30 protein-coding genes are annotated in these 25270 nt (G+C 61.7%); 8 read left to right on the forward strand and 22 right to left on the reverse strand.

Annotated elements, in window-relative coordinates:
• Positions 1–21 precede the first annotated feature (21 nt).
• Positions 22–1977, reverse strand: a complete 1956-nt coding sequence (locus tag I8746_RS02340) for a DUF1302 domain-containing protein (protein WP_221100082.1) — start codon at positions 1975–1977, stop codon at positions 22–24.
• Between the two features lie 77 nt (positions 1978–2054).
• Positions 2055–2630: an alpha/beta hydrolase gene (locus tag I8746_RS02345; protein ID WP_221100084.1), complete on the reverse strand. Its 576-nt coding sequence runs from the start codon at positions 2628–2630 to the stop codon at positions 2055–2057.
• A gap of 247 nt (positions 2631–2877) precedes the next feature.
• Between I8746_RS02345 and I8746_RS02350 the strand changes: the two genes are divergently transcribed.
• Positions 2878–3909, forward strand: coding sequence for an AraC family transcriptional regulator (locus tag I8746_RS02350; protein ID WP_221100086.1), 1032 nt, complete (start codon positions 2878–2880; stop codon positions 3907–3909).
• Here the strand turns inward: I8746_RS02350 and I8746_RS02355 are convergent.
• From I8746_RS02355 to I8746_RS02380, 6 genes are all read right to left on the reverse strand, one after another.
• Positions 3872–4204 carry a Rieske 2Fe-2S domain-containing protein gene (locus I8746_RS02355; protein WP_221100105.1) on the reverse strand — a complete coding sequence of 111 codons (333 nt, stop codon included), beginning with the start codon at positions 4202–4204 and terminating at the stop codon, positions 3872–3874. The two genes, I8746_RS02350 and I8746_RS02355, sit on opposite strands and share 38 nt — an antisense overlap.
• The gene (locus I8746_RS02360; RefSeq protein WP_121783578.1) at positions 4201–4854 is read right to left on the reverse strand and encodes a DsbA family protein; all 654 of its coding nucleotides are present in this window, start codon (positions 4852–4854) and stop codon (positions 4201–4203) included. Before I8746_RS02360 ends, I8746_RS02355 begins: the two co-directional genes overlap by 4 nt.
• A gap of 4 nt (positions 4855–4858) precedes the next feature.
• The gene (locus I8746_RS02365) at positions 4859–6139 is read right to left on the reverse strand and encodes an MFS transporter (protein ID WP_014756521.1); all 1281 of its coding nucleotides are present in this window, start codon (positions 6137–6139) and stop codon (positions 4859–4861) included.
• Between the two features lie 127 nt (positions 6140–6266).
• A complete protein-coding gene (locus I8746_RS02370; protein WP_221100108.1) occupies positions 6267–7319 on the reverse strand; it encodes a 3-keto-5-aminohexanoate cleavage protein in 1053 nt (350 codons plus the stop codon).
• Positions 7320–7373: 54 nt separating this feature from the next.
• Positions 7374–8222, reverse strand: coding sequence for a TauD/TfdA family dioxygenase (locus I8746_RS02375; protein WP_012052451.1), 849 nt, complete (start codon positions 8220–8222; stop codon positions 7374–7376).
• A gap of 13 nt (positions 8223–8235) precedes the next feature.
• A complete protein-coding gene (locus tag I8746_RS02380) occupies positions 8236–9216 on the reverse strand; it encodes a quinone oxidoreductase (protein WP_012052452.1) in 981 nt (326 codons plus the stop codon).
• Positions 9217–9444: 228 nt separating this feature from the next.
• On the opposite strand from I8746_RS02380, the gene I8746_RS02385 reads away from it, so the two are divergent.
• On the forward strand, positions 9445–9651 hold the full coding sequence (locus I8746_RS02385; protein ID WP_003248274.1) for a hypothetical protein: 207 nt from the start codon (positions 9445–9447) through the stop codon (positions 9649–9651).
• A gap of 42 nt (positions 9652–9693) precedes the next feature.
• Here the strand turns inward: I8746_RS02385 and I8746_RS02390 are convergent, their stop codons facing one another.
• Positions 9694–10053, reverse strand: a complete 360-nt coding sequence (locus I8746_RS02390) for a hypothetical protein (protein WP_012052453.1) — start codon at positions 10051–10053, stop codon at positions 9694–9696.
• Positions 10054–10222: 169 nt separating this feature from the next.
• On the opposite strand from I8746_RS02390, the gene I8746_RS02395 reads away from it, so the two are divergent.
• A complete protein-coding gene (locus tag I8746_RS02395; protein ID WP_014756518.1) occupies positions 10223–10423 on the forward strand; it encodes a hypothetical protein in 201 nt (66 codons plus the stop codon).
• A gap of 223 nt (positions 10424–10646) precedes the next feature.
• Here I8746_RS02395 and I8746_RS02400 read toward each other — a convergent pair whose 3' ends face one another.
• From I8746_RS02400 to I8746_RS02410, 3 genes are all read right to left on the reverse strand, one after another.
• Complete coding sequence (locus tag I8746_RS02400; RefSeq protein ID WP_003248263.1) at positions 10647–10955, reverse strand: hypothetical protein; 309 nt, start codon at positions 10953–10955, stop codon at positions 10647–10649.
• Between the two features lie 199 nt (positions 10956–11154).
• Positions 11155–11523 (reverse strand): hypothetical protein, encoded by a 369-nt coding sequence (locus tag I8746_RS02405; protein ID WP_017147631.1) that lies wholly within the window; start codon positions 11521–11523, stop codon positions 11155–11157.
• 403 nt (positions 11524–11926) lie between these two features.
• The gene (locus tag I8746_RS02410; protein WP_012052457.1) at positions 11927–12214 is read right to left on the reverse strand and encodes a hypothetical protein; all 288 of its coding nucleotides are present in this window, start codon (positions 12212–12214) and stop codon (positions 11927–11929) included.
• Positions 12215–12431: 217 nt separating this feature from the next.
• On the opposite strand from I8746_RS02410, the gene I8746_RS02415 reads away from it, so the two are divergent.
• From I8746_RS02415 to I8746_RS02425, 3 genes are all read left to right on the forward strand, one after another.
• On the forward strand, positions 12432–12959 hold the full coding sequence (locus I8746_RS02415; protein WP_012052458.1) for a DUF3455 domain-containing protein: 528 nt from the start codon (positions 12432–12434) through the stop codon (positions 12957–12959).
• 103 nt (positions 12960–13062) lie between these two features.
• Positions 13063–13611, forward strand: a complete 549-nt coding sequence (locus tag I8746_RS02420; protein ID WP_017147632.1) for a sigma-70 family RNA polymerase sigma factor — start codon at positions 13063–13065, stop codon at positions 13609–13611.
• Positions 13608–14300: an anti-sigma factor domain-containing protein gene (locus tag I8746_RS02425; RefSeq protein WP_012052460.1), complete on the forward strand. Its 693-nt coding sequence runs from the start codon at positions 13608–13610 to the stop codon at positions 14298–14300. The genes I8746_RS02420 and I8746_RS02425 overlap by 4 nt, the downstream gene beginning before the upstream one ends.
• A gap of 53 nt (positions 14301–14353) precedes the next feature.
• On the opposite strand, the gene I8746_RS02430 is transcribed toward I8746_RS02425, so the two are convergent.
• From I8746_RS02430 to I8746_RS02465, 8 genes are all read right to left on the reverse strand, one after another.
• Positions 14354–14611, reverse strand: a complete 258-nt coding sequence (locus I8746_RS02430; protein WP_003248248.1) for a hypothetical protein — start codon at positions 14609–14611, stop codon at positions 14354–14356.
• Between the two features lie 392 nt (positions 14612–15003).
• Positions 15004–16401, reverse strand: a complete 1398-nt coding sequence (locus I8746_RS02435) for an MFS transporter (protein ID WP_221100109.1) — start codon at positions 16399–16401, stop codon at positions 15004–15006.
• Between the two features lie 121 nt (positions 16402–16522).
• Positions 16523–16960 (reverse strand): type II 3-dehydroquinate dehydratase, encoded by a 438-nt coding sequence (aroQ, locus tag I8746_RS02440; protein WP_003248245.1) that lies wholly within the window; start codon positions 16958–16960, stop codon positions 16523–16525.
• 4 nt (positions 16961–16964) lie between these two features.
• Positions 16965–17783: a shikimate dehydrogenase gene (gene aroE, locus I8746_RS02445; protein ID WP_014756512.1), complete on the reverse strand. Its 819-nt coding sequence runs from the start codon at positions 17781–17783 to the stop codon at positions 16965–16967.
• Positions 17780–19012: a CaiB/BaiF CoA-transferase family protein gene (locus I8746_RS02450; protein WP_221100110.1), complete on the reverse strand. Its 1233-nt coding sequence runs from the start codon at positions 19010–19012 to the stop codon at positions 17780–17782. Before I8746_RS02450 ends, aroE begins: the two co-directional genes overlap by 4 nt.
• Positions 19009–19464, reverse strand: a complete 456-nt coding sequence (locus tag I8746_RS02455) for a MaoC family dehydratase (protein WP_004576665.1) — start codon at positions 19462–19464, stop codon at positions 19009–19011. Before I8746_RS02455 ends, I8746_RS02450 begins: the two co-directional genes overlap by 4 nt.
• Complete coding sequence (locus I8746_RS02460; RefSeq protein ID WP_003248238.1) at positions 19461–19859, reverse strand: VOC family protein; 399 nt, start codon at positions 19857–19859, stop codon at positions 19461–19463. The genes I8746_RS02455 and I8746_RS02460 overlap by 4 nt, the downstream gene beginning before the upstream one ends.
• The gene (locus I8746_RS02465; RefSeq protein ID WP_221100111.1) at positions 19856–20803 is read right to left on the reverse strand and encodes a ketopantoate reductase family protein; all 948 of its coding nucleotides are present in this window, start codon (positions 20801–20803) and stop codon (positions 19856–19858) included. Before I8746_RS02465 ends, I8746_RS02460 begins: the two co-directional genes overlap by 4 nt.
• Positions 20804–20896: 93 nt before the next feature.
• On the opposite strand from I8746_RS02465, the gene I8746_RS02470 reads away from it, so the two are divergent.
• Together I8746_RS02470 and I8746_RS02475 are read left to right on the forward strand one after the other, a co-directional pair.
• On the forward strand, positions 20897–21796 hold the full coding sequence (locus I8746_RS02470) for a LysR family transcriptional regulator (RefSeq protein WP_003248234.1): 900 nt from the start codon (positions 20897–20899) through the stop codon (positions 21794–21796).
• 142 nt (positions 21797–21938) lie between these two features.
• Positions 21939–23942, forward strand: a complete 2004-nt coding sequence (locus I8746_RS02475; protein ID WP_221100112.1) for a hypothetical protein — start codon at positions 21939–21941, stop codon at positions 23940–23942.
• 196 nt (positions 23943–24138) lie between these two features.
• Here the strand turns inward: I8746_RS02475 and I8746_RS02480 are convergent, their stop codons facing one another.
• Together I8746_RS02480 and I8746_RS27425 are read right to left on the reverse strand one after the other, a co-directional pair.
• On the reverse strand, positions 24139–24900 hold the full coding sequence (locus I8746_RS02480) for an SDR family NAD(P)-dependent oxidoreductase (RefSeq protein WP_017147635.1): 762 nt from the start codon (positions 24898–24900) through the stop codon (positions 24139–24141).
• A 130-nt stretch (positions 24901–25030) separates the two neighbouring features.
• Positions 25031–25237 carry a DUF6196 family protein gene (locus I8746_RS27425; RefSeq protein WP_371919688.1) on the reverse strand — a complete coding sequence of 69 codons (207 nt, stop codon included), beginning with the start codon at positions 25235–25237 and terminating at the stop codon, positions 25031–25033.
• Between the last annotated feature and the right edge of the window lie 33 nt (positions 25238–25270).

Raw genomic sequence — 25270 nt, forward strand, 5'->3', positions numbered from 1 at the left:
GTAGGCGGTAGGAAACAGGGCTCAGAAGGTCGTCTTGACGGTCAGGTACAGCGCGCCACGGTCTTCGGTGGTGGCGCCACCGCCGGAGAAGGAGGCGTAGCCGCCGCCGTAGCAGGTGTAATTCTGTTCGCCGTCCAGGGCATTGGGGGTGCTGCCGTCGGTCTGGCCGTCCTTGCAGCCCTTGGTCTCACCGAAGCTGTCGACGTACTTGAGGTCGACGAAGTACTGGTTGTAGATCGCAGCGCTCAAGCCCACCGCGTAATTGCCGGTGTTTTCGGCGCCGCCGCCTTGCACCGGCGATACACCGTCCAGGCCGACGTTGACCGACAACGGCATGCTCAGGTCCATGCCCGGCAACACCTGGTACCAGGTGGGGGTGAAGTTGACGGCGATACCCCAGTTGTCGCGGGTCGCCTTGTCGATGCCGCGGTAGCTGCCCTTGCCTTTGTACAAAGCCTCGTTGTGGCCATCGAGCTTGAGCAGGTTGCTGTAGAACAGCTCACCCAGCAGGGTTGCCGAGTCGAACAGCGGCGTGTCACCCATCGTCATCAGGCCGTTGACGGTGAAATGCAGGGTGTCGCCAGTGGCGCTCAGGCTGTCACCATCCTTGGGCACGTCGTAGACCACCCCGCTGCTGGGCAGGCGCGCCGGCAGTAAACCGAAGCCCCCACCCAGGCCACCTTGGCCGGGGGCACTGACGATTGCCGGGATACTCGCCAGCGGCATGTTGTGGCGGATGTTGAGGTCGCTGCCGACGCTGATGCCGGCCACATCCTTGGACAGGCTCAGGCCATAGATGTCGATGTTGTCAGCGTAGGCGAACTGGTAAGTGGTGCTTTGCAGCGAGTTGTACAGGTTACCGACCGCCCCTTGGCGGCTGCCCGGGGGGTTGCCGAAAGGGCCACTGGCCACGGTCATGCCGCGCGCATCAAGCCAGGCCTGGGGCAGAATCTCGGACGTCTTGCGGTAGTAGAAACCGAGGGTGCCGCCCAGCCATTGCGGCGACCACCTGGCCATGATGCCCCAGTCGCCGCTCTTGCCGGGTGTCAGGTCATGACCGCGATGGAGAGTGGTCAGCGCTCCGCGCACCGGGATCAAGCCCGGGGTGCCGGTGTGGCCGAGCAGGAAGCTCTGCGCGCCCTCGCCTACCACATCGGCGCCGCCATAGTAGGTACCCGCTTCGGGCAAGCGGGCAGCATCCCAGTCGAAGAAGTACTGCGCCCCCAAGGTGAGTTCGGAGTTGACCAGGAACGAGGTCGACAGCTGGTTGCGAGGGACGAACAGCTCCTTGGCCTCGGTGCCTGGCGAGGCCGCCAGCTTGGCCAGGTCCAGGCCGGACTGGCCATAGCTCAGCGAATGCACGGGGTTGAGCAGGGTTTCCCCCCAGAACAGGTTGTGCTGGCCCAGCTTGGCACTGACCTGCGACGCTTCGCCCACGTCACGGCTCATGAATACGAACGCATCCAGCACTTCGCCCGATGGGCCGCTGTAGTATCGCTGGGCGTAGTTGCTCAGGTGCGGGCTGCCCAGGGGTATGCCAGTACCCGGCAGGCCATTGAGGCTGGGGCTGATGCCCGACTGATCACCGTTGCCATTGACGAACGGGTTGCTGTTGGAACCGGTGTTGTCGTAGGCCTTGTCGTACCAGCTGGCAGCGCTGACGCGAAAACCGGTATTGCCCTGATACACCACATCCAGCTCGGTCAGCAGGTCGACCCGGTTGGTGATGTTGGTGCCGGCCTTGCGGAAGTTGTAGTCACCGTCGTTGCTGTTGGGCGTGCCCAGCATGCGCTTGTCGGCGCTTTCCGTGCGCACGCCATAATTGTATTTGACGGTATTGTCCAAGCGCACGGCCCAGTCTTCATTGCCGGTCTGGACTTCGACGGCCTGGGCGGCGGGCAGCGTGAGCAGGGCGACGGCGCAGGCGAGCAGGCAGCGCTGTGGCTTCACGGCAGGGTGAATGCGGTGTTCTGGCATTACGATGGCTCCACGTATTGTTATTGTTTTTTACGCCGCCCGTCTGTTGCGGGCGTGGCTGGGGCGTCCATGCGTTACTACAGGGTTTCGGCGTCCAGACGGCGGATCAGGGCCTCGGCCAACGGCCAAGGGCCGAAACCGGAAGCCGGGTTGAGATGGCCGACGGCACCCAGGTTGACCAGTTCACTGCCCCAACGGTGGGCAAGTTCGCTAACGGCGGCGTAGCTGGCCAGGTAGTCATTGCTGCTGGCCGCGACAATGCTCGGGAACGGCAGCGCCGTGGTTGGCAACGGCGACCAGCCCTGAGCAGCCAGGCTGGCTGGGCTTGGGTAGTGCGCCGGCCATTGCGCGTTGAGGTCTGGCGGTGCAGCCAGCAAAGCCCCCTTGATCGGCCACCCGTAACGTGCGGCCCAGTGGGCGACCATCAGTACGCCGGCACTGTGCGCCACCAGCAGCACCTGGCCGTCGATCTGCTCCAGTTCGCGCTGGATCACCTCTACCCGGGCGTTGCAGCAAAGGCCGTCAACCTTCAGCGGCGGTACGCTGCGCACCTTCGTCAGGCGGCTGGCAAGCAGCGTCTGCCAATGATCGGCAACGTGGTCGCGCAGGCCAGGGACGATCAACACGGTGGCAGTGGTTTGCAGTTTTTCCACGGTGAACCTCGTGTGCGGTGTAGCTGTTGAGGTTCACAGTAAACAGCCCTCCCCCCGGGTGCTTCACATTGGGCGTCAGGTACTTTTCATTTGATGACAATGGCTCGAACAGGGCTTTGCTTTTCAATTGATGACACGCAGGCTATAAAACCCGTGCACCTGCAAGCCAAGTGCTTTTTGTAGCAACAGCCTAGTGCTGCTGCCTGAAAGCGCCAGGTTGCCTGAACAATAGGGATAACAATAAAAAATGCCTGCCCTCGTCCGCGCCGCCAGCTTGACCAACTACCTGGAGGTGTCTCGCCACCTGGGTCTGAACCCCCACAAACTGCTGGCACAGGTGGGCCTCAGCGCGGCGTTGCTTGACGACCCCAACCGGCGTATCCCGGTGGCCAGCGTGATCAACCTGCTGGAAGCTTCCGCCAGCGCCAGCCAATGCGAAAGCTTCGGCTTGCGCATGGCCGAACTGCGCCAGTTGTCGGACTTCGGCGAAATCAGCCTGCTGCTCAGCCACCAACGCAACCTGCGCGATGCGCTGCAGGTGATCGTGCAGTACCGCCATCTGCTCAATGACGCGCTGGCCATTCATATCGAAGAAGCTGGCAAGACCGTGGTCATTCGCGAAGAGGTGATCAGCGAGCGCGCGCCCTGTAGCCGCCAGGCCACCGAGCTGGCTATCGGCGTGATGATGCGCTTGTGCGCGGCGCTGCTAGGCACGCACTGGCACCCGATCAGCGCCAATTTCACCCATGCGGCCCCCGCCGACCCCGCCATTCACCGGCGCATTTTCGGCTGCACGCTGGTGTTTGGCAGCGAGTTCAACGGCATCGTCTGCCCTGCCGCCGACCTCGACAGTGCCAGCCCGCAAGCCAACGAAGCCATGGCCCGCCTGGCGCGGCGCTACCTGGACACGCTGCCAGCAGGCAGCGAACCATCGCTGGAGCTGGAGTTGCGCAAGACCATCTACCTGCTGCTGCCCATGGGGCGGGCCACCCTCGAGCAAGTGGCGCAAACCCAGGGCATGAACGTACGCACGCTGCAGCGGCGGCTGGAGGAAAGCGGGTTGACCTTCAAGGACCTGATCAACAGCGTGCGACGTGACCTGGTGATGCGCTACCTGGAGAACCCCAGCTATTCGCTGGGTCGCATTGCCGATATGCTCGGCTACTCGATGCCCAGTTCGTTCACCCGCTGGTTCATCGCCCAGTACGGCATGCCGCCGGCCAGCTGGCGGGCAAGCAGTGTCAGCCCTTCTCCCCAAACCCGTCACTATCGAGGGTGATGAATACCGCATCACCCTCCTGCTGCACCGGGTAGCAGGTAACTTTCAACGCCTTGGAATTGACCAGGTAGCCGCTGGCCAGGTCGAAGCGCAGGCCGTGGGCACAGCACTGGATCACCCGCCCTTCCAGGCGCCCACCACACAGCGACGCCCCTTGGTGCGGGCAGCTATCGTCGATGGCATAGAGCGCACCGGCGACATTGAACAACGCTACGCTGCGGCCCTCGCAAGCCAGCAGCACCCGGCCATTGCGCTCCGGCAGTTGGCTGGGGTTCAGGGCGATACGCAGGCTCATGCCTGCACCCCCTCTGACAAGGCGTCGGTCATCGCCGCAAACAGCGCCTCGGCTGGACGCACCCCGGCAATCAGAGGGCCCAGGTTGAAGCGATAACGTGGCACGGCACTGCCTGCACGCCCTGCACCGTCGAGGAACGGGCTGCCATCATCACGCAGACAATCGATTACCTGCGCGGCCTTTAGCCCGCAACTCTCGGCGATGCCGAGCAACGTGCGGCTATCACCGAGGTCGCGGCCTTGGTGGAAATAGGCAATGAACAGCCGCTCCAGCAACGCTTGCTGTCGCGACGCGCCAAGCAGACTGCCGGCCCGCTGCATCAACCGGTGGGCGTTGCCGGTGTTTGGCATGCGGCAGATGCGCGAGAAGTCGATGTCCTCGCCCACCACACGGGCAGCGGCGCGCACCTGAGCCTGGCGCTCGCGCACTGCCTGCTCGCTGCCCAGGCGTTGAAGGTAGAACTGCTTGAAGGGTACCCCATTGGCTGGCAACCCCGGCAGCAACTGCACGCCCTGCCTGTGAACCTGCACTTGCACGTGTGGCTGCTCACGCTGCAACAGCAACAGCGCAGCTTGCAAGTGCCGCTGGCCAATCAGGCACCAGGGGCAGACGAAATCGAAGAACACTTCGACGGACAATTGCTGTTTCACGGTTTCAACTCCTGCAGCGCAGACGATCCATGTCGCGGTGGTAGTGACGTTTGGCAACCCAGAACACAGCCGCCGCTGCAATGCTTATCAGTGGCACCCACTGCAGCGCCGCCTGAAGCCCGATCAGGTCAGACACCCGACCGGTGATCAGCGGCCCGGTGGCCAGGCCCAGCAGGTTGTTGGCCAAGGTCAGGGTGGCGAATGCCGTGCCATGCACAGCGGCGTGGGTCAGGTTGGCGACCATGGCACTGGACGGGCCATTGGTGCCGGCGGCGATCATCATGCCCAGGCAGATCAGCACCAGTTGTGCGGTACCGGCAGGCAACGCAAAGGCTATGCTCAGCAGCGCGCAACTGCCCAGGCAATAGCCGATGGCCAGGCTGATCTTGCGGTCCGGGCGCTGCCGCCCAAGGCGATCGCAGAGCATGGCGCAGAGAATCATGCCGATACCACTGCACAGCACGATGACGGCGGCGATCGCCCCCGCGCGGTCGGTGCCCATGGCGTAATAGCGGTTCAGGTAACTGGGCATCCACACGATCAGGGTGCCGCCGACAAACAACTGCAGGCCACTGCCGACATAGGCGGCGATGACCGAACGGCTGCTATACAGGGTGCGCAGCGGGTGGCTGGCCTTGTCCAGCGCCTGCTGCGCGCACTTGGGCGCAATGCGCCCCTCTTTGACGATGAGGGGGTAGAGCATCGCCAGCACCAGGCCGAACAATGCCATGCCGGCAAATGCCCAGCGCCAGCCCAGGTGCTGAGCCAACACCCCGCCCAAGGCCATGCCCAGCACCGAGCCGAACATGCCGCCCGCCATGAACGCCCCGGCCAGCGTCGACCGCATGTCGCGGGGGAATACCGCGACCACCACGGCAATGCCGACACTGCCATAGGCGGCCTCGCCGACCCCGACCAGAAAGCGCGCAATGAACATTTGCGGGTAGTTTTCCGCCAGGGCACAGCCGAGCGTGGCCAGGCTCCACAGCACGGCCATCAGCACCAGGCTGCGTACCCTGCCGAAACGGTCGGCCAGCAGCGACAACGGGAAGGTCAGCAGGCCGACCATCAGCGCGACGATGCCGCTGAGCAAGCCCAACTGGCTGTCGGTCAATGCCCATTCACCCTTGAGCAGCGGAAACACCGCATTGAGCACCTGGCGCGACATGTAGTCGGAGATCAACAGGCCGAAGGTCAAGGCGAAGACGACCCAGGCATAGCGCCGGGGGATGCTGTTGGCAGTGTCGGTGCCGGAGTCTTCGGCGCTGACGAGATAGGTGGCCATGTTGCCTCCTTGGGTGTGAAGCGTGGGTGTTGTTTTTGTTGTTATGGGTAACCGCCAGAACTCACGTTGCTTTTTGTGGCCTCTTCGCAGGTACGCCCGCGAAGAGACCGGGCCTGCCATAACCGCATCAAGTGCGCTGCGGCACGCCCTTCTCACCCGCCTGGCGGTTCGGCGCCATGCCATTGGCTTTCAGCGTCTGCTCGATGCTGTCGTACTGCTGCCCGATGCGGTAAATGGCGCGGGCCTCCTTGCCGCTGGCAATCTCGCGCCCCAGCTCATGGGCCACGCGCACGGTCTGCTGGATCTGCTGCACCGAGGTGAAGCGTTTGCCGTGCTGGTCGATGAGGGTGTCTTCATTGCCGCAGCGCGGGTGCAGGCCCATGGCCAGCGCCATGGTGTTGAACGGCAGCACGTTCTTGAGCAACGATTCGGCAGTCAGGGTGCAGCCGTCCGGGGCGCGGTGGATGAAGTTGAAGAAGTTGAACGGGTTAGGGCCGTCGAAACCGCCGCCAATGCCGATCCAGGTCAAATTCAGCGGCCCCATGTAGTCACCCCGGCGCACGAGGCGTTCGAGGGTTTCCAGGGCATGCATGCCGGTCAGCTGGAAATGCGGCTGGATATGGCTGGCCTGCAGGCGACGCAAGTGCTCGCGGACCCAGGCCGGGCCGGCCGGCACGGTCATTTCGCTGTAGGCAGCATGGATTGCGGGGCTGGCCAGCGAGGTGCCTTCAAGGTACTCGGGGTACAGCAACTCCATGATGTTCATCTGCGTGGTGTTGATGGCCACGGTCACCTGATCGGGGCGCGGCGTCAGCTCGGCAAGCATGTGCCGGGTGTCATCCGACAGCCATTTGGCCGCCTCGCCTTCACCTTCCGGGGCGAAGGAAATCGAACCGCCAACTTGAATGATCATCTCCGGCACAGCTTCACGTACCCCGGCGATCAGCTCGTTGAACTTGGACAGGCGCTTGGAGCCTTTGCCGTCCAGCTCACGCACATGCAAGTGCAGCACGGTGGCGCCTGCCTCGTAGCAGTCGACGGCCTTCTGCACCTGCTCGTCCATGGTCAGCGGAATGTCTTCAGGGAAGTCTTCGGGCATCCACTCCGGGCCATAAGGGGCGACGGTGATGACCACCTTGTCCATGTTTTCCGGGTGCAACGAATCGTCGAAGAATTGCATGCTGTAGTCCTCGCTATTGTTATTGTGCGGTTACCGCCAGGGACGGCGGCAGGCTTAGAACGTGCGGCTGCCCTTGATCCCGGCACGCTCCATCTTGCGATGGCATGGCGGGTAGTCCATGACGGCGTAATGCTGGGTGCTGCGGTTGTCCCAAATCGCCACGCTGTTTGGCTTCCAGCGCCAGCGCACCTGGTATTCGGGCAGGTAGGCCTGGCTGATCAGGTAACGCAGCAGGTCGCCGGCGCCCGGGTTTGCATCCTGGCCGAAACGCACCCGCTGCGGGGTGTGGTAGTTGCTGAAGTGGGTGGTGAAGGCGTTGACGAACAGCACCTGCTCCCCCGTTTCCGGGTGGGTGCGTACGACCGGGTGCTCGGCATCGGGGAACTGCGCCTTGAGTGCCAGCCGTTTGTCCAGCGGCATTGCAGCGCCGAAGCTGGCCTCGATGCTGTGGCGGGCGCGCAGGTCTTCGATTCTGGCCTTTACATCGTTTGGCAGGTTCTCATAGGCCAGCACCATGTTCGCCCACAAGGTGTCGCCGCCTACCGGCGGGCATTCCACACAGCGCAGCACACACCCCATGGGCGGAGCCTCACGCCAGGTGGCATCGGTGTGCCAGGCATTTTCATAGCGGTCGTTGGGCTGGTCCGGGCGCTTGTAGATCTGCACCAGCCCCGGGTGCTCCGGGTCGCTCCCGGCCACCGGGTGGTCCTCCAGCTCGCCGAAGCGACGGGCGAAGGCCACGTGCTCGGCACGGCTGAAGTGCTGGTCGCGCAGGAACAGCACACGGTGCTGGAGCAACTGCTGGCGCAACTGGGCGAACAGTTCGTCATCGTGAATCGCATCGGCCAGGTTGACGCCACTCACCTCGGCACCGATCGCGCAGGTCAGTTGTTCAATGTGCATGCTGTTGCCCTCTTCAGATGACGAAGATCGACGAGCCCGTGGTTTTGCGGGCTTCCAGGTCACGGTGGGCCTGTACCGCGTCCTGCAGGGCGTAGTGCTGATTGATTTCGATACGAATGCGCCCGCTGCTGACGTGGTCGAACAATTCGCCGGCCAGGTCAGCCTTTTCTGCCGGATCGGCGATGAAGTCGGCCAGTGCCGGGCGGGTAAGCTGCAGCGAACCCTTGATTGCCAGCAACTGAGGGTCGAACGGCGGGATGGTGCCCGACGCCGTGCCGACGCAAACCATCAGCCCGCGGCGCTTGAGCGAATCGAGCGAGCCGGTGAAGGTGGTCTTGCCGACACTGTCGAACACGACGTTCACCCCTACCCCGTCGGTCAGTTCGCGCACGCGGCTGGCGACGTCTTCGACGCTGTAGTTGATGATGTGGTTGCAGCCATGGGCGCGGGCTACCTCGGCCTTGGCCTCGGTGGATACTGTGCCGATCACGTTCAGCCCAAGCAGCCGCGCCCACTGCGCGACAATCAGGCCCACCCCGCCAGCAGCCGCATGCAGAAGCACGCTGTCTCCGGGTTTGAAGTCATAGAGCCGGCGTAACAGGTAGGCCGAGGTCAGGCCGCGCATGGTCATGGCGGCAGCAGTCTCGAAGGCAATGGTTTCCGGCAGCTTGATCAGCGCCGCAGCGGGGATCAGGCGCTCGGTGCAATAGGCTCCCAGGGTATTGAGGAAACCGGTATAGGTGACCCGGTCACCGACCACCACCTGGGTCACGCCTTCGCCCACCGCCTCCACCACCCCGGCAGCTTCGACGCCGATGCCATTGGGCAGCGCGATCGGGTAAGTGCCGTTGCGAAAGTAGGTGTCGGCATAGTTCAGGCCCACCGCCACCTGGCGCAAACGAACCTGCCCGGGGCCGGGCTCGCCAACCTCGGCGTCCTCGTAGCGCAATACCTCGGGGCCACCGGTCTGATGGAAACGTACCACTTTGGACATGCTTGTCTCTCCAATCATCGATCTGGACGTCAGGCGTCAGTGTTGGGTGATTGGACTGTATGCCCTTGGCTTGCGGGGTGCTTCGCATCGGACGACAGCGGGTTTTCATTTGATGACAGCAGGTGTCGACGCACCGGTGTTCGGACCAGCGCCTTAATTCATGAGGCTGCTTGATGGTTACCTCTTGCGAGACTAATACTTAAATCTCTGCCTGGGGAGGCACGAAAAATGCAACCAAGATTCGTTATCGTTCCCGCTGTGCCGATCGAAAAGGAATCGTTCCGCGTTGGCAGCCGCTACTACGCCGCTACCGTGTGTGGAGGGTTCGACATTTATGACAATCAGGCAAAGGAGCGGCTCAAGCCGAGCTATCCGAGCCGCACGGAGGCGCAGGTGAAATGCGAGCATTTGAACAAGCGGGATGAGTTGGGGTAACTGCAGGAGATCGGGGCGGCTCAACCCGCTCGGGGCACGGGTTCAATCCAGGCATTGCTTGGCAGCCTGGCGTAATTTGTCGCCAGACAGAAAGCTGCCCTTGTAGAAGGTCGCGCGGCTGCCCTCGTGAGCGTCAACCACATCAAGCACATCGTCGCTTGCCACGGCGCTTGGCGCCGTGAGCCGGTAGCCATGGGCTATCGACTTCTGCGTGGCCTGTGGGGCCAGCGCCTGCCATTTTGGCAGGACACAGGCGGCGTACTGCTGCGGCGATTTTTGGGTCAGTTTGCTGGCAGTGGGTTTGCCGGGGGTAGCGCAACCGGCGAGGCTGGCAACCAACACAGTGGCGATAAAAATACGAATGTCAGGCATTTGCAATCGACCGTTATGGATACGCTGCATTCTAACGGGCGTGACGCCGCGTTACTAATCAACCAAAGTCTTGCTGCAGGACGACGCCAAAGCGGGATCCGTTCAGCGCACCTGATATTTCTGCCAGTAGCAGGGTCACGCTGCAACAGTGAAACTACCCATGGCACATCACACCATGACTCGGCAGGGGCTTCATACCATGCAAACGAACGCCAACCACACTCAGTTCTTCTATCAAAACGGCAAACTCGTCACCCTTAAAACCGGTGAACAGGGCCATAGTATCTTTCGCTCGCCGGACGTACCCCTTGCCGAGCGACAATCAGACGACACCGACGCCGGCGGATTGCTGGCAACTGACGACAAGGGGTCGGTGCTGCAGGTACAGGAGAAAAGCTGAAGCCCTGAGGACACTCCGGCGCCATTGCGAGCCAAACCCGGGGTCAGGGCTTGGCTCCCCTGTACAACACGATGGCTGCTATATCCAGGGCCAACACACTGCCGACAACCAGGAACATGATGTACAGATCTTCAGAGAGCATTGCCGTTTCCCCCAGATGCGCTGGTTTCAATGGGGTATGCAATTACTGATCCCGTCAGCGCATCAGGTAGCGAGCTGCGACTCAGCTGAACTTCAACTTGACCACTTTGCTCAGCGCCCAGCCACTGAAGACATAGAACGCATCCAGGTAGAAGCGCCCTGCATAGTTGGGCAACGGCGTTTGATTCAACAGCACATCTGGCTCGGGCGCAGGAGGAAACAGTGCATAAAAGCCGTTGGGCAGCACTGCCAGTGCCAGCAGTAACAGGTATGTCGAGGCTTGTAGCAGGGTGGCACGATTACTGGATCTGGCGGACCACTTCAGCCCGTAGTAGGCAACCAGGCCGGCAACAGGCAAAACCCAGAAATGCGTCGGCATCCCAATGAACATTTCGGCGACTACGCTTCTTGCTTCCACCTGCGACTCTCCATCCAAATACAACGATTATTACGGGCGGGGCCGGCAAATGCAAAGCAACGCTGCTCAGGCCATACCGGCTCCACCCGCCCTTTTTGAACGTTGCCGGGCAGGCGATCGGCAGACAAAAAGCCCGCTCTCGACGGCGGGCTATTGGTGTTGGGTTGGATGATTACGCTTTTGAACACATCAGTGCAGCATCCAGCAACCTGCCATGGTCGTACCAGGCATCACGTTGATAGGCCGTGAAGTGGCGCTCGCTTCCCGTGCCCCGCAACTCTACAAGACCCTCTGCCTTGTCGGGGTCAGTGCTTTCGACGAAAAGCCTGACCGCGTTATCACCCTCGACTTCATAGGTTTTCACATTCCCTTGTAGCTCGCCTTTGACGCAGCCCAGATAGGCGGGTGGGCTTTTCACGGTAGTGCCAGCGGTATAATCGTGGCTGTCACGCACATCCGGGTTTTGTGCGCAGCCTGCGACGAACAACGAGGCTGCCCCGATTACCAGTATTGCACCTGCTCGCGAACTTGAGTTTTTCACGCGACACGCTCCTGCAGCCCCCTCGAAAACTGGGAAATGTTGCCAAGCAGCCTGCCCTTTTTTGGTTTTTGTCCTGCCCATGTTACTGCTCAACGACAACAGGGCATCAGGTTTGTTTGCTATATAGGGTTCGGGGCGTTTTCCTCACACCCTGCGTTAGCCCCGATTACGCGTAAGGCCTGACCCATAACCGGGGTCAGGGAATGGCATTGAGAAACACATAAGTCGCCGCCAGATCCAGTACCAGCACAGCAACCACGCTGAAAATCATGTAATAGCGGTCATCCTGAGTCATCTCTGCGTACTCCGCATGATCAATGTCTCAGGGGTCACAGCAATTCTCGTTCCAGCGCCCAGGTGCAGCCCGCTGACACCGCGCCAGCCAAACAGCGCAATCGCGCAGTCAGTCCTTGATCTGGCATACGCCATTGGCTTTGTTCTTACCGGTATACGAGACGTCAGGCGAGCCGTCCGGGTTGATCGACAACGATACCGTTACCCCGCCACCTTTGGCCTCGAAATAGTTGTCATTGAATTTTTTCAGCGTGGCTTCCTTGCCATTGATATAGACAGGCCCACCTTTATCGGCATGGACCTCGATATTGCCGGGGCATGTTGCGTTCAACAGCGGAATACCGGCGTGGGCAGCGCCCGATGCGGCGAGCAACAGGCCCAGTAACAAACGCTTCATTTGCAGTGTCCTCGTGGGGTTGTCGGGGGTGCGCGCGTTAAAGCAGTCCTGCGATAGCAAAGAGGCTCATCGCGCGTTCGAGAGGGTAGGCAAGCACATGCAGGCTCATCTCGCTACGCATTTTTTTTCATTCAGTGCATCCAGTCCGCCCGTTGGCGGGTATTGCTAGTGGGCGGCCTTTGACTGCCCAGCCCAATGACTTTCAGGAGCACTGCCCATGAACTTCAAATACTCCGCCTGCCTGCTCGCCTGCAGCCTCGCCCTTGCGCTGCCGCCCGCCCACGCCCAGACCACGCTGCCAGAAGCGGTCAAAGTCCCTGATGGCCATCGCGTCCTGCTCGAAACCGTCGGCGTCGGCGAGATCACCTACGAGTGCCGCGACAAGGCCAACACCCCCGGTCAGACCGAATGGACTTTCGTCGGCCCCAAGGCAGTGCTCAATGACCGTGGCGGTAAACAGGTGGGCGACTACTTTGGCCCACCCGCTACCTGGCAGGCCAAGGATGGCTCGAAAGTCACCGGCACCCAGTTGGCAGTGGCACCGGCGGACAAAGGCGCCATCCCCTATCAACTGGTCAAGGCCAACCCGGCCGAAGGCAAAGGCGCCATGCAGGGGGTCAGCTACATCCAGCGCCTGGCCACCCGCGGCGGTGTGGCGCCTTCAGTCGACTGCACGGCGCAGAACAAAGGTGCCAGGCAGGTCGTCCAGTACCAGGCTGACTATGTGTTCTGGACAGCCAAGTGACACGCACCTGACCCAACGCCCTGCGAGTGATGATCTACGCTCGATGGCAAGCCCCCCGGCTGGATGGCCGGGGTACTTGCCTTACACAAGGAAGCCACACACGTTGAACTCGCCGGCCACTCCCTTCGACTTCCACCGCTGCCTGTTAGCCTGTGCACAGGGTGACCGGCGGGCCCTGCAGGCGCTCTACGATCACGAAAGCGCGCGCCTGCTGGGCGTTGCCCGGCGTATCGCACGTGACGACGCCACCGCAGAAGACATCGTCCACGATGCGATCATCCGCATCTGGACCCGCGCTGCCAGCTACGACCCGGCGCGCGGCTCGGCTCGAGGCTGGATCTACAGCATTACCCGCCACCTGGCGCTGAATTCGATACGTGATACCCGCCGTGAAACTGTACTGACCGATGCCGACACCGAAACTGCGTCAACATTGCACGGGAGGATTGATGACCTTGAGCTCTGGTCCGGCTCAGCAAAGATTTACCGCTGCCTTGAACAACTGCAGCCCGCACCGCAACGCTGCATCCTGCACGCCTACGTGGACGGCTGCAGCCACGCCGAGATAGCCGGTTTATTGGGCGCGCCATTGGGCACTGTCAAGGCCTGGATCAAACGCAGCCTCAAAGCGCTACGGGAGTGCCTGGAATGAAGCCCGATTCTGCCGAAGAACTGGACAGCCTCGCCGGGGAATATGTGCTGGGGACCTTGTCGCCGGAGCAATATGCCGCGGCGGCCGAACGCCTGCGTACCGACCCCGCGCTTCGCGCCGCCGTGGATGCCTGGGAGGCCCGGCTGCTGGAGCTGACCGCGCTGTCTACCCCGCAGCCCCCAAGCCCCCGCCTGTGGCGCCGTATCCAGCGCAGCCTCGACGAGCTGCCCGCACCGCACACGCAGGCTCGCTGGTGGCAACGCCTCGGCCTGTGGCAAGGGCTCAGCGCCGCAGGGCTGGCTGCAAGCCTGCTGCTGGCGTTTACCTTGCTGACAACGCCCCCCTCTAACACGCAATACCTGGTGGTGCTGGTGGCGCCGAACAGCCAGGCCCCCGGCTGGGTGGTGCAGGCCAGCGACAGCCACATGATCGAACTGCTGCCGCTGGGCCGGGACACGGTCCCCGACGGCATGGCCCTGCAGTTCTGGACCAAGGGCGAGCAATGGCGTGCTCCGGTTTCGCTTGGCCTGGTCAAACCGGGCGAACCCTATCGAGTTCCGCTGGAAAGTTTGCCACCCTTGGAGGCCAATCAACTGTTCGAGCTGACGCTGGAGAAAGCCGGTGGCTCGCCGACCGGTCTGCCGACAGGGCCGGTGAAGTTCATTGGTCGCGCGGTGAAAGTGATATGACACGAAAGGGCCGCAGAACATGACTGCGGCCTTCGCAAGGCTGGAAGCCAGGGTCAGCCGCGGATCACCTCAAGGCGATCCCGCCCAGCCTCTGTGATGGCGTTCTCCCCTTCATCGCTGATGCGATAACGTCCTGACACCATTTTGGTAATTGAGAACCGGACCAGCCCGCTTTGGGACAAGGCTTGGCCTGCTTCGAAGCGCATTGCCTGCTCCAGGTCGAAGATCTTGATCTCTCCGATTTTGTAGCGTGCAAACGCGACCAAGGCGTTATCCAGTTCTTGTTGACTGATCGTTGTAGCGACTTCCATTCGACCTCCCAGGTCATGAGAGCCCCGGTCCGTGGGGGGGTGAAGGCAACGAACCGGGTGGCTTGTTGAAGGCGGACCGTACTATGCAGTCACGGAAGTCGCTACTGGCTTTCCATCCATGCTGGATGGGTAGGCAGCACGACAGCCGTCACACCTACGGTCACTTCAAGAGCCGTCGCTGGCGGCGGAACGCTTACGGCCTTGATCTGCGTCGTCCTGTTCAGTGCCCGCTGCCCTTTACGCCCGTGCGCTTTGGGGCGAAAAGCTGCCGATCGTGAATGACCGCTATCGACCCGTTATCGGTTGTCCGTTCGCTGTAGGTCGTTAATGGCCCAAAGGATCCCGATCCCAACACCTGTCCCCCTGATGACGTGGCCGTGAACCCAACACAGCTAAGTACGCAATACCTGTTCACCAGCATTGGCCGGCAGGCGTACTGCATCAACCAACGCGGCGCAAGCAATCAGGCCGATACCGACAAGCGCCCAGCGAAAGTCGCCCACCGTCATCTCGCTTTCACCCCCACGCAGCATCGTCGAGACCCTCAGCAGCAGGGCCGCAATCGCAACCCCGAGCGCCATCGCCAGTTGGAAGAACATGCTGAACAGCGTCGACGCCTGGCCCATCTGTGCTTTTGGCACCTCGGCAAAACCGATGGCGTTGTAGGTGGTGAACTGCATGGAACGAGACAGCCCGCCGATGAACAGCACCAGCGCCACCCAGTACCACGGCATGTCTTGCTGAAGGAGTAAGCACGCGAGAATGCAACCGACGCCGATCAAGCCATTGACCAGCAGCACTCGACGAAAGCCGTGGCGGCGCAGCAGCCCGGTGGTAAACGGTTTCATCGCGAGGTTGCCGACGAAGATCGCCAGCACCAGCAACCCTGCATCCACCGGCGAATAGCCGAAACCGATCTGCAGCAACAGCGGAATCAGGAACGGCAAGGCGCTGATCGACAGGCGGAACAACGTGCCGCCGATGATGCTGGCGCGGAACGTGGCGATGCCTAGGGTAGCCAGCGGTAGCAGTGGCGCCGGGTGACGCTGGCAATGGCGGATCGACAGCCAGGTCAGCAGAGCCCCCACGGCCACCAGTGTAGCGCCTGTGCCGAGGCTGCCGCCCGACAGCGAGCCGAGTATCTCCAGGCCCAGCAACCAGGTCGCGCAGGCCGAAGCGAGGAAGACGAAGCCGAGCCAATCGAAACGGCGCGCTTCACTGGCACGCCTATTGGGGACCAGCCACCACGCCGCTGCGATGGCCAGCAGGCCGAGCGGGATGTTCAGGTAGAAGATCCACGGCCACGACAGGTGGGTGACGATCAGCCCGCCAATCGGTGGGCCGAGCACCGGCGCCACCAACCCGGGCCAGGTGATCACCGCAAGCACCTTCACCAGGTCCTGCTTCTCGGTGGTGCGCAGCACCACCAGACGCCCGACCGGTACCATCAGCGCGCCACCGATGCCTTGCAGCACCCGTGCGGCGACGAAGGTTTCCAAGGTTTGTGCCAATCCGCACAGCCACGAGGCCAGGGTGAACAGGCCAATGGCCCCGGCGAACACCTGGCGCGCGCCGAAGCGGTCGGCGACCCAGCCGCTGAGCGGGATGAACACCGCCACCGCCAGCAGGTAGGCGCTGATGCCGATATTCAGGCTGACCGGGTTCTCGGCGAAGTCACGGGCCATCTGCGGCAGCGCGGTGGCGATGACGGTGGCGTCGAGGTTTTCCATGAAGAAGGTGACGGCGACCAGCAAGGCGATGCCGGTGTTGGGGACTGCGGGGGTGGCCAAGGGTTCAGTTCCTTCTGCAAAAGGAGAGTCTCGATTGTAGGAGCGGGTTTACCCGCGAACACCGGCGCAGCCGGTGCCATGCCCCGCGTCACCTGCTTCGCGGGTAAACCCGCTCCCCTGCTCAGACCATGCTCATCGCCGCACGCAGCGCCAGCAGGTAGGTTTCGACACCAAACCCGCAGATCTGCCCGCGCACCACCTCGGCAAATACCGAGTGATGGCGGAACGGCTCCCTGGCATGGATGTTGGACATGTGCACTTCTACCACCGGCACTTCGATAATGGCCAATGCATCACGAATGCCGTAGCTGTAATGCGTCCAGGCACCGGCATTGATCAGCACCGCATCCACCCGGTCCTCATAGGCCTGATGGATGCGTTCGCACAGGGCGCCCTCGAAGTTGCTCTGGAAGCTCACGACCTGCGCCCCCAGTTCTTCGCCCAGGGCTTGCAACGCCTGGTCGATGTCGGCCAGGGTCGCTGTGCCGTACTGGCGCGGGTCGCGCTTGCCGAACATGTTGTGGTTGATGCCATGCAGCATCAGTACATTGGCGACCATCGACCTACTCCAGGGGAATCGTCAGCTGATTGATCACGGCACGTGTGTCGGGCCGCACCCCGCGCCACCAGGCGAACGCCTCGGCGGCCTGCTCCACCAGCATGCCGACGCCATCGGCCAGGCGCGCCTGGCCCTGCTCGCGGGCCAGGCGCAGGAAAGGCGTGAGGCCTTTGCCATAGGCCAGCTCGTAGGCCAAGGCCGCCTCACCCAGCACATCAGCCGGCAGTGGCGGCAAGTCAGCGGTCAGGCTCGCCGAGGTGGCGTTGACCACGATGTCGAACGATTGCCCTTCCAGCGCTTCGTAGCGGCTGATGCGCAGACGCGGGTGATCGAGTTCGTTACGCAGCGCCAGCGCCTTGGCCATGTCCCGGTTGGCGATCACCAGCTCGCGTGGGCCCGCCTGCAGGAACGGCAGCAACGCCCCGCGCACCGCGCCGCCAGCGCCCAGCAGCAGCACACGGCGGTTGCGCAGCGGCTCGCCAAGGTTCTCCTCGATGTCCCGCAGCAAACCGATGCCATCGAAGTTCTCGGCGACGATGCAGCCATCCTCGAACTTCAGCGCATTGGCCGCCCGCGCCAATTGCGCCCGCTCGCTGCGCCGGTCGGCCAGCTCGAAGGCACGCAGCTTGAACGGGGCAGTGATGTTCATGCCCTTCCCGCCTTCGCTACGAAACTGCAGTACCTGGGCTTCGAAGTCGTCCAGCGAGCCCTCGATAGCCCCGTATTCCAGCTGCTGGTTGCTGGCCTGGGCGAACAGGCCATGAATCAGCGGGGACTTGGTGTGGTTGATCGGTCGGCCGATCACTGCGTAGCGGTCGCTCATCGTGCATCTCCGTGGGTAAACAACACGCCATCCGCCTGCAAGGCAATGATTTCTTCAGTACTGAAGCCAAGCCCGGCGGCCACTTCGGCGTTGTGCTGACCAAGGTCCGGGGCTACTTGGTGAATCGTGGTATCGCAGTCGGAAAAGCGGAACGGCAGGTTGGCCAGGCGCAGCGTGCCGTAGCGTGGGTGCTGCTGCTCGATGACCATGTTGCGTGCCTGGATCTGCGGGTCGGCCAGCACTTCGTCGATGCGTTGAACCTTGGCACTGGGGATGTCGATGCCATCGAGCAACGCGAGGATCTCGGCCACCCGACGCGCGCCAACCCAGTCGCGGACCACCGCCAGGATCGCCTCGCGGTGGGCATTGCGGCCGTTGAGGCTGTGGTAGCGGCGGTCGCTGCCGAACCCGGGCGGGCCGCCGTTGGCTTCGAGCATGGCCGCGAAGCGCTGCCAGGCATCGTCGACCTGGGCGGCGATCACCAGGTCGCCGTCGGTGGCGCGGAACACGCCGTACAGGGTCGAAGTGGGCATGTCGTGTCCGGTCTGCTGGGACAACACAGTGCCACCGGACAGCGTGTAACACTGCACCGCGTATTCGTGCATCGACACCAGGGTGTCGTACAGCGCCATGTCGATGTGCTGGCCTCGGCCACTGCTCACCCGGCCGAGCAGCGCGGCATTGATCGCCGCCACCGCGTGGATGCCGGTGTACATGTCGCCCAGGGAAATACGCAGCAGCGGCGGTGCCTCGCCCGGCACGCCCACCATCTGCATGATCCCGCTCTTGGCCTCGGCGATCAGGCCGAAGCCGGCGCGGTGGGCGTCCGGCCCGGTATGGCCGTAGGCGGAAATCGAGCAGTACACCAGGCGCGGGTTGCGCGCCGACAGCTCGGCGTAGCCCAGGCCCAGCTTGTCCAGGGCGCCGGGGCGGTAGTTCTCGATGAACACGTCGGCCGAATCGGTCAGGCGCTGCATGAACGCCTTGCCGCGCGGGTCTTTCATGTTGACGCTGACGCCCTGCTTGCCCATGTTCAGCTGCAGGAAATAGCCGCTCTGCTGGTCGTCCAGGGTGAACGCATGCTGGCGGCCAGCGTCGCCGCTACCCGGCCGCTCGACCTTGATCACCTCTGCGCCGAGCGCCGCCAGGCAACGGCCGACATAGGGGCCGGCGAGGAAGTGGCTGTAGTCAATGACGCGGATACCCGCCAATGGCAATGCCTGGCTCATGCTGCTGCCCTCCGCGGCACCATCAATCGGTGCTCGCCACGTTGCACGACTTCGCCGTGCTGGTTGATCAGTTCCGAAGGCAGCACCACGATGCCCCAGCCAGGTCGGCTGTTGCTCGGGCGCATCGCCCCCACCCGCATGCGCACGTGGAGCACGTCGTTGACCTTGATCGGCAGCACGAAGTCCCAGGTCCAGCCCAGCGACATGCCCGGTAGGAAGCGGTACTCGCACTGGGTCTTCAGGCCGTCGGCGATCGACAGCCCGAACAGGCCGTGGGCAACCAGGCAGCCAAAGTGGCTGGCGTTGGCGTAGGCCTCGTCGACATGCACCGGGGTGTGGTCGCCGGTGAGGTCGGCGTAGGCCAGGATGCGTTCGCGGGTCACGGTGTAGGTCGGGCTGATGCACTCATCGCCTTCGCGGGCATCGTCCCAGTACTTTTCAATCACGCTCATGCCTGCACCTCCGCGCGCGGGTCGATGGCCAGTGCCTGGGCTACGCATTTGGCCGGCAGCGCCTGGATGAACTCCACCGCCAGGCCATCAGGCAGGCGTAACCAGTTACGGCCCTGGGGCATTTCGCTGACGCCAAAGCGCTGGGCAGCGGCCAGTGCCGCTTCCAGGTCTTCGCACATGATGCCCAGGTGCGCCAGGCGCCCTTCCGGGCCAGCGAAGTCCGGCTGGTGAATGAACTGCAGGCCGCCGAGGGTCCAGTACTGTGCCGGCTGCTCGACGTCACCCTGCACTTCACGCATGGTCATGCCGCACACCTCGCTGAAAAAGCGGATATGCCATTGAATGTCCTGCACCCAGAACGCCACGTGTTCGAGGTAGGCTTTTGACTGGCTCATGGGGTTTCCCTCTTCTGCTGATCGGCCATGGCGCGCTCGATACCCTTGATGCAGGCCACCAGGGTCGCGTTGACCGGCGTGGCCACGCCATGGCGCTGGCCCCAGCGCACGACGGAGCCGTTGATGAAGTCGATTTCGGTGATCGAGTTTTTTTCCAGGCTCTGCAGCATCGAGGTGCGGAAGCTCGCCGGCAGGCCCTCGGCGGCCAGTGACCAGGCAGCCTCGGGGCTGGTCAGGCTCAAGCGGATGCCGGCGCGCTCGGCCACGGCAATGGCCTCGGCCACGGCGGCCTTGGCGGTGCTTTCCAGCAGCGGCTCGCTGTACAGCTGGCCGTAACTGAGCATGGTGATGCCGCTCAATGCACCGGTGGCGACGTTGACCAGCAGCTTGTCCCACATGGTGCCGAGGATGTTGTCGCTGACCGTGGTGGCCAGCCCGGCATTGTTGAACGCTTCGGCGATGGCCTGCACGCGGGGCGTCAGCTGGCCGTCGAGCTCACCGATGAAAGTCTGTTTGCCGGCCACACCGGCGCGGATCGAGCCCGGTGCGAGTAGCACGCCGCCGACATAGGTCTTGCCAGCCAGCACCCGCTCGCGACCCACCACTTCGGCCAGGATATCCTCGTGGCCGAGGCCATTCTGCAGCGACAGCACCAACGTCTGTGGGCCTATCAGCGCGAGGGCACCGGCGATGGCCTCGGCAGTGTGAAACGACTTCACCAGCACCACCACCAAATCGGTCACGCCAACGTCTTCGGCTTCGATGGCCGCGTTGACCGGTACATAGCGCTCGCCCCGTTCGTCCTGCACCCGCAGCCCATGCTGGTTCATCGCCTCGACATGCGCGCGGCCGCGGTTCAGCAGCCAGGTTTCATGCCCTGCCTCGCTCAGGGCTGCGCCAATGGCGCACCCCAGTGCACCGGCGCCCAGAATGCAGATTTTCACGTCGCAGACCTCCTGTGATTTGCGATCACCTTATGCAGCGGGGTTTATCTGCGCTATACAATGACCTCAATACAGCTATTGAGAATTTCAATAATGACTACCCTGGAGGCCCTGCCCGAACCCAAGCTGCTGCAGCTGTTCGACGTGCTGTACCAATGCCGCAGCGTGACCCGTGCCGCCGAACAGTTAGGGCAGAGCCAGCCGACCATCAGCATCTGGCTGGCGCGCCTGCGCGAGCAATTGAACGACCCGCTGTTCGTGCGTACGCCGGGCGGCATGGCCCCTACCCCCCGCGCCGATCAGCTGATAGGGCCGTGCCGTGAGGTGCTGGAATCGCTGCGCCGGCTGACCGCCTGGGAGCCACAGTTCATCGCCGCCACAGCGCAGCGGCGTTTTCGCCTGTGTGTCAGCGATGCCAGCCACATCACCTTGCTGCCAAGCATCCTCAACCATCTGCGCAGCCATGCGCCGGGCATCCGCCTGGAGGCGGCGCGGATCGACGGCAATACCGAGAGCGCGCTGGAATCGGGCGAAGCGGACCTGGCCATCGGCTTCGTGCCCTGGCTGGGAGGGGGGATGTATCAGCAGGTGCTGTTCGAGCAGGACTGGGTGTGCCTGAGCAACCCGCAGCATCCGCGCCTGGGCGATGGCATGAGCCTGGAGCGGTATCGGGCCGAGGGGCATGTGCAGATCAGTTTCGGCACCGGGCAGAAGCTGCTGGAAGCAGGGTTGGCGCGGGCCGGGATCGAACGGCGGATCATGCTCGAGCTGCCAGCGTTTCTCGGGTTAGGGATGATAATCGGGACTACCGATCTCCTGGGCACCTTGCCGCGGCATATCGGGCAGACACTGGCCGATATGCATGGGCTACAGGTCCATGACTGCCCGTTCGAAGTGGAGGGGTTCACGGTCAAACAGCATTGGCATGCCCGCTATCATCAGGACAATGGAAATCGATGGTTGAGGGAAGTCGTGCGCGGATTGTTTCAGTAAGCCCGCCAAGCAGGCTCCCGTTTCGACTTAAGCAGGGGTTAAAATCAATGCCATTATCCAAGGTGGGGAATTCTTGATCACGGCTATTTGCATATCGCTAAGGCCATTGCTCTACAGCGTGATCATGAATCAAGGAGTTTCGATGACCTTTGCAAAGCGTGTCAGGGATAACCAAGTCGCCCGCCCAAATCAGAGAAGTTTCAATCTGGCTGAATGGAAAGCGGCTTTTGAACTCGACGGGATGGATCAAGCGTCCAAAAATTTATACGAAGCCGGTGTCTGGTTTTTCCGGGCCTTCTCAACCATCAGGGGCGAGTTGAGCTTCGCGGCTGACAAGAAAATCAGCCGGAATGACAAGCTGTTAGCGTTCGTCAGCCATGCTAACTTGAACGCCATCGGCTACCAGTTATCAATTGCCGACATTGTTCGCGAGTCCAGGTCGCAGAATCCTGCGCAGCGAAGTGCAAGCCATATCCTGCCCAGCGTGCATGACCGTGATGGTGTAGCCCATTCGTTGGATCAGATCGCGCAATCGGATATCGACGGGCTACAACTCCCGCTTCGAATGATCCTTAGCCAGAAGCCGTCGCACGCCAAAGAAGCGCAATCGAGAACAGCATCACAAAGCGATATCGCAGTGGATTACGCAATCGGAACTTTCTACAAAATTATCGAAGACTTATGGGAAGAGTGTCTGTGGAATAACTACGTTTTCACCGAGTCCGCTGAAGGCGTCAAGTTGTCGCCAGCACGGCCCTCTGACGCAAATTGGAAGTGGATAACCTTAAGTCGTCGCAGTGCCGTTCATCACGCCAGTAGCCTTCACCATCACTCGATGTTTGAGCAAGCCCGCCGCTCAAACAGCCATGCCGCGCTCGGCATACCTAGACCCATCGTTGCAGTGACTGCCGTCGACGGAAATTACACATTCGTGCTGGCAGCGGATGAAACAATCGGTGAGCGGTCCCGCGAAAGCTACGTTCTCATGCAAGAAGCCTTGCAGCCGTACTACGCAGAACTTGCCCGATTTCAAAGCCCTCGGCTCGCAGGAGGCACGATAATCGACGTGATCAAGTGCTGGACCGTGCTGCAAAGCTTGGTGGCACTTTTGAAGAAGGGGTCTCACGTATCCAACAACCCGCAAACCCCCACCCAAGCATTGGCCGAACTCACCACGCCCAGAATCCCACGAGGTGCGTTAATAGAAGCCATCCGTGACTCACTGTGCGTCACCGCCGACATCAGCCACAAGCTGCTCGAGTTCTTCACCTATTCACCCTCAGCAGCACAGCGGCATGAAGAAAATGAACTGTGGACACAGCCCCTTATCGCCTTGAACGACAGCGAGCTGCTGGTGCTCTTTACCCCCTCACTGGGCACAACCCAGCGCAACGTAGACATCTGGATCCGCCAACTCGGTGCGAAGTTTGATACCCGTGGGCTGTCATTTGAAAACTATCTGCGCGACGTGTTGAATTACACCATCAGCGCCTCCCCGATAAAGCGGGACGTTGCTCTGATGCCCCACGCGTTGAAATTCAATTTACCGGGAGACGTTGAGGAAGAACCTCTCTTCGAAGACATCGACATCGTGTTGCGCATCGGTAATGTCGTTGTCATTGGCGAAGCAAAATGCTTTCTGCAACCGGTCGACCCCGATGAAGTATTCAAGCATCGGGAAAAGATCATTGAGGCCCAGACCCAACTTCAACGCAAAACAGACTACATCCAAAAATACAGAAAACAGTTCCGTGAAGAGTGCGCGAGACGTGATTTCCGTCTGCCCGAAGACTTCAAAATCCAACCACTCATTTTGCTCAACGGGCAGACCCACTGCGGCATTCCCTACGCCGGCACGCCCATTGTCGACATCATGATTCTGGCGACTTTCCTAAGAGGCGTACTACGGCATAACATTGTAGTCACCAAAGCAAACGGGGTGGAATCTGCGGACGCGTACCCTCTCTACAGTGACATCATCGAAGCGCAAACCCTGCTAGAAGCGTATTTGATGAGCCCCCCACAGCTCCAACGTTACACCACTGCATTGGTCGAACGTCAGGTTATCTACCGCGACATCGTCAAGGCGCTTGAACCGGTGACCTACGATTACTTCGAGGTAGACCTGTCCAGAATCTTGGGGTGACATCGGCGAGTATCCTATCACCCTCGCAAAGTACTTATGCAAAGGCTTCAGACGCGGATAGAGGGGATCGACTCTGGGCCTGCCCCGTGACAGCGGACGCCAAGAAGCTGGCTACAGATGCCTATGCTATCCGTCCGGCGTATGAGCGAGTCGGTGAAACAGCGTGGCTCTTCTGCTCCACCGAAACACGCTAAACCTAAGTCAGATTCAACCCACCGTCTGAAAGGAGTATCTCGCCGGTCAAGTAGTCCGACTCGACCAGCATGACAACAGCTTTTGCGATGTCGTCTGGGCTGGCGGCCCTGCGCATGGGTGCGCGAGTTCGCCACAATTCTTGGGCCTCTGTCCACTCTGCGGTCAGAGGCGTGTCGACCAAGCCAGGCGCCACAGCGTTTACGCGAATGTCTGGCCCCAGCGATAGCGCGAGCAAGCGGGTCATGTGATTTAGCGCAGCTTTGCTTACCGCATAGGGAATCGATGCGCCCTTAGGACGGGTACCGGCATGCGAACTGATGTTTACGACGCAACCTGCTCGACGGTAACGGGCAGCATCGCGCAGTGCCGACTCGGCCAAAGCAACCAGATGGAACGGTGCCACGACATTAACCTCGTTAAGCTCGTGCCACACCGTCGAACTGGCAGAGGCAAGGTCGCCGTGCGCAATGACTCTGCTAATACCGGCGTTATTGACCAGTACGTCGAGCTGCCCCCACGCGGCGATAGCCTCGTTAACAAGCCTGACCCTGTCAGCTTCGACAGCAAGATCAGCTTGCAAGTAAATAGCCTGCTTCATTTCGGCAACCATCGCGCGTCCCGTATCCGCAGAATTTCGCGAATGGAGCACCACCGCATAGCCTGCCCGGCTAAGGACACGTGCAATGGCTGCACCAATACCGGACGTTGATCCTGTCACCAACGCAACGCGTAATGCGTTATCGGTTGTCGGATTGGGTGTCATATGGATATCTCGAATGAAGTGCTAAAGAGTAAGCGGCCAGCGTACACACCTCGCACAGATCAGTCAGCCATCCACAGATGCGGAAGCAATTGCTCGGTCTCACTGGCTCACTGCGTAGCACATCGTTTAGCTACGCGCATAGGTCATGACCCTTCAGCCGCGCAGAAGCTGACAACGGGGACACGCGAACGTATCCGCTACCGGGAAACTCCACCTCCCCGTCTGCTTGGCCATCTACCAACGTCTGGATCTCTGCGAAGACATCTGAAGCCAGGCTAGCCGGGACAACCCAATAATCAAAAATCCCGCCCTCCTCTCGATTCTGGCCACAAGTCACAAAATGCCGGTCCCAAACTTCTGCTTCAGGCGC

The organism is Pseudomonas sp. USTB-Z (genome assembly GCF_019691255.1).
GTDB classification, from domain to species: domain Bacteria; phylum Pseudomonadota; class Gammaproteobacteria; order Pseudomonadales; family Pseudomonadaceae; genus Aquipseudomonas; species Aquipseudomonas alloputida.

What these genes read in the sequence shown, in the direction of transcription:
- I8746_RS02410 (WP_012052457.1), bottom strand. Translation starts at nt 12,214, where the DNA reads ATGAAGCGTTTGTTACTGGGCCTGTTGCTCGCCGCATCGGGCGCTGCC.
- aroE (WP_014756512.1), bottom strand. Translation starts at nt 17,783, where the DNA reads ATGAGCGACCGCTACGCAGTGATCGGCCGACCGATCAACCACACCAAG.
- I8746_RS02430 (WP_003248248.1), bottom strand. Translation starts at nt 14,611, where the DNA reads ATGGAAGTCGCTACAACGATCAGTCAACAAGAACTGGATAACGCCTTG.
- I8746_RS02355 (WP_221100105.1), bottom strand. Translation starts at nt 4,204, where the DNA reads ATGAGCCTGCGTATCGCCCTGAACCCCAGCCAACTGCCGGAGCGCAAT.
- I8746_RS02375 (WP_012052451.1), bottom strand. Translation starts at nt 8,222, where the DNA reads ATGCACATTGAACAACTGACCTGCGCGATCGGTGCCGAGGTGAGTGGC.
- I8746_RS02460 (WP_003248238.1), bottom strand. Translation starts at nt 19,859, where the DNA reads ATGAGCCAGTCAAAAGCCTACCTCGAACACGTGGCGTTCTGGGTGCAG.
- I8746_RS02400 (WP_003248263.1), bottom strand. Translation starts at nt 10,955, where the DNA reads ATGTTCATTGGGATGCCGACGCATTTCTGGGTTTTGCCTGTTGCCGGC.
- I8746_RS02415 (WP_012052458.1), top strand. Translation starts at nt 12,432, where the DNA reads ATGAACTTCAAATACTCCGCCTGCCTGCTCGCCTGCAGCCTCGCCCTT.
- I8746_RS02470 (WP_003248234.1), top strand. Translation starts at nt 20,897, where the DNA reads ATGACTACCCTGGAGGCCCTGCCCGAACCCAAGCTGCTGCAGCTGTTC.
- I8746_RS02365 (WP_014756521.1), bottom strand. Translation starts at nt 6,139, where the DNA reads ATGGCCACCTATCTCGTCAGCGCCGAAGACTCCGGCACCGACACTGCC.
- aroQ (WP_003248245.1), bottom strand. Translation starts at nt 16,960, where the DNA reads ATGGTCGCCAATGTACTGATGCTGCATGGCATCAACCACAACATGTTC.
- I8746_RS02455 (WP_004576665.1), bottom strand. Translation starts at nt 19,464, where the DNA reads ATGAGCGTGATTGAAAAGTACTGGGACGATGCCCGCGAAGGCGATGAG.
- I8746_RS02390 (WP_012052453.1), bottom strand. Translation starts at nt 10,053, where the DNA reads ATGCAGCGTATCCATAACGGTCGATTGCAAATGCCTGACATTCGTATT.
- I8746_RS02385 (WP_003248274.1), top strand. Translation starts at nt 9,445, where the DNA reads ATGCAACCAAGATTCGTTATCGTTCCCGCTGTGCCGATCGAAAAGGAA.
- I8746_RS02370 (WP_221100108.1), bottom strand. Translation starts at nt 7,319, where the DNA reads ATGCAATTCTTCGACGATTCGTTGCACCCGGAAAACATGGACAAGGTG.
- I8746_RS02380 (WP_012052452.1), bottom strand. Translation starts at nt 9,216, where the DNA reads ATGTCCAAAGTGGTACGTTTCCATCAGACCGGTGGCCCCGAGGTATTG.
- I8746_RS02480 (WP_017147635.1), bottom strand. Translation starts at nt 24,900, where the DNA reads ATGACACCCAATCCGACAACCGATAACGCATTACGCGTTGCGTTGGTG.
- I8746_RS02350 (WP_221100086.1), top strand. Translation starts at nt 2,878, where the DNA reads ATGCCTGCCCTCGTCCGCGCCGCCAGCTTGACCAACTACCTGGAGGTG.
- I8746_RS02395 (WP_014756518.1), top strand. Translation starts at nt 10,223, where the DNA reads ATGCAAACGAACGCCAACCACACTCAGTTCTTCTATCAAAACGGCAAA.
- I8746_RS02340 (WP_221100082.1), bottom strand. Translation starts at nt 1,977, where the DNA reads ATGCCAGAACACCGCATTCACCCTGCCGTGAAGCCACAGCGCTGCCTG.
- I8746_RS02450 (WP_221100110.1), bottom strand. Translation starts at nt 19,012, where the DNA reads ATGAGCCAGGCATTGCCATTGGCGGGTATCCGCGTCATTGACTACAGC.
- I8746_RS02425 (WP_012052460.1), top strand. Translation starts at nt 13,608, where the DNA reads ATGAAGCCCGATTCTGCCGAAGAACTGGACAGCCTCGCCGGGGAATAT.
- I8746_RS02475 (WP_221100112.1), top strand. Translation starts at nt 21,939, where the DNA reads ATGACCTTTGCAAAGCGTGTCAGGGATAACCAAGTCGCCCGCCCAAAT.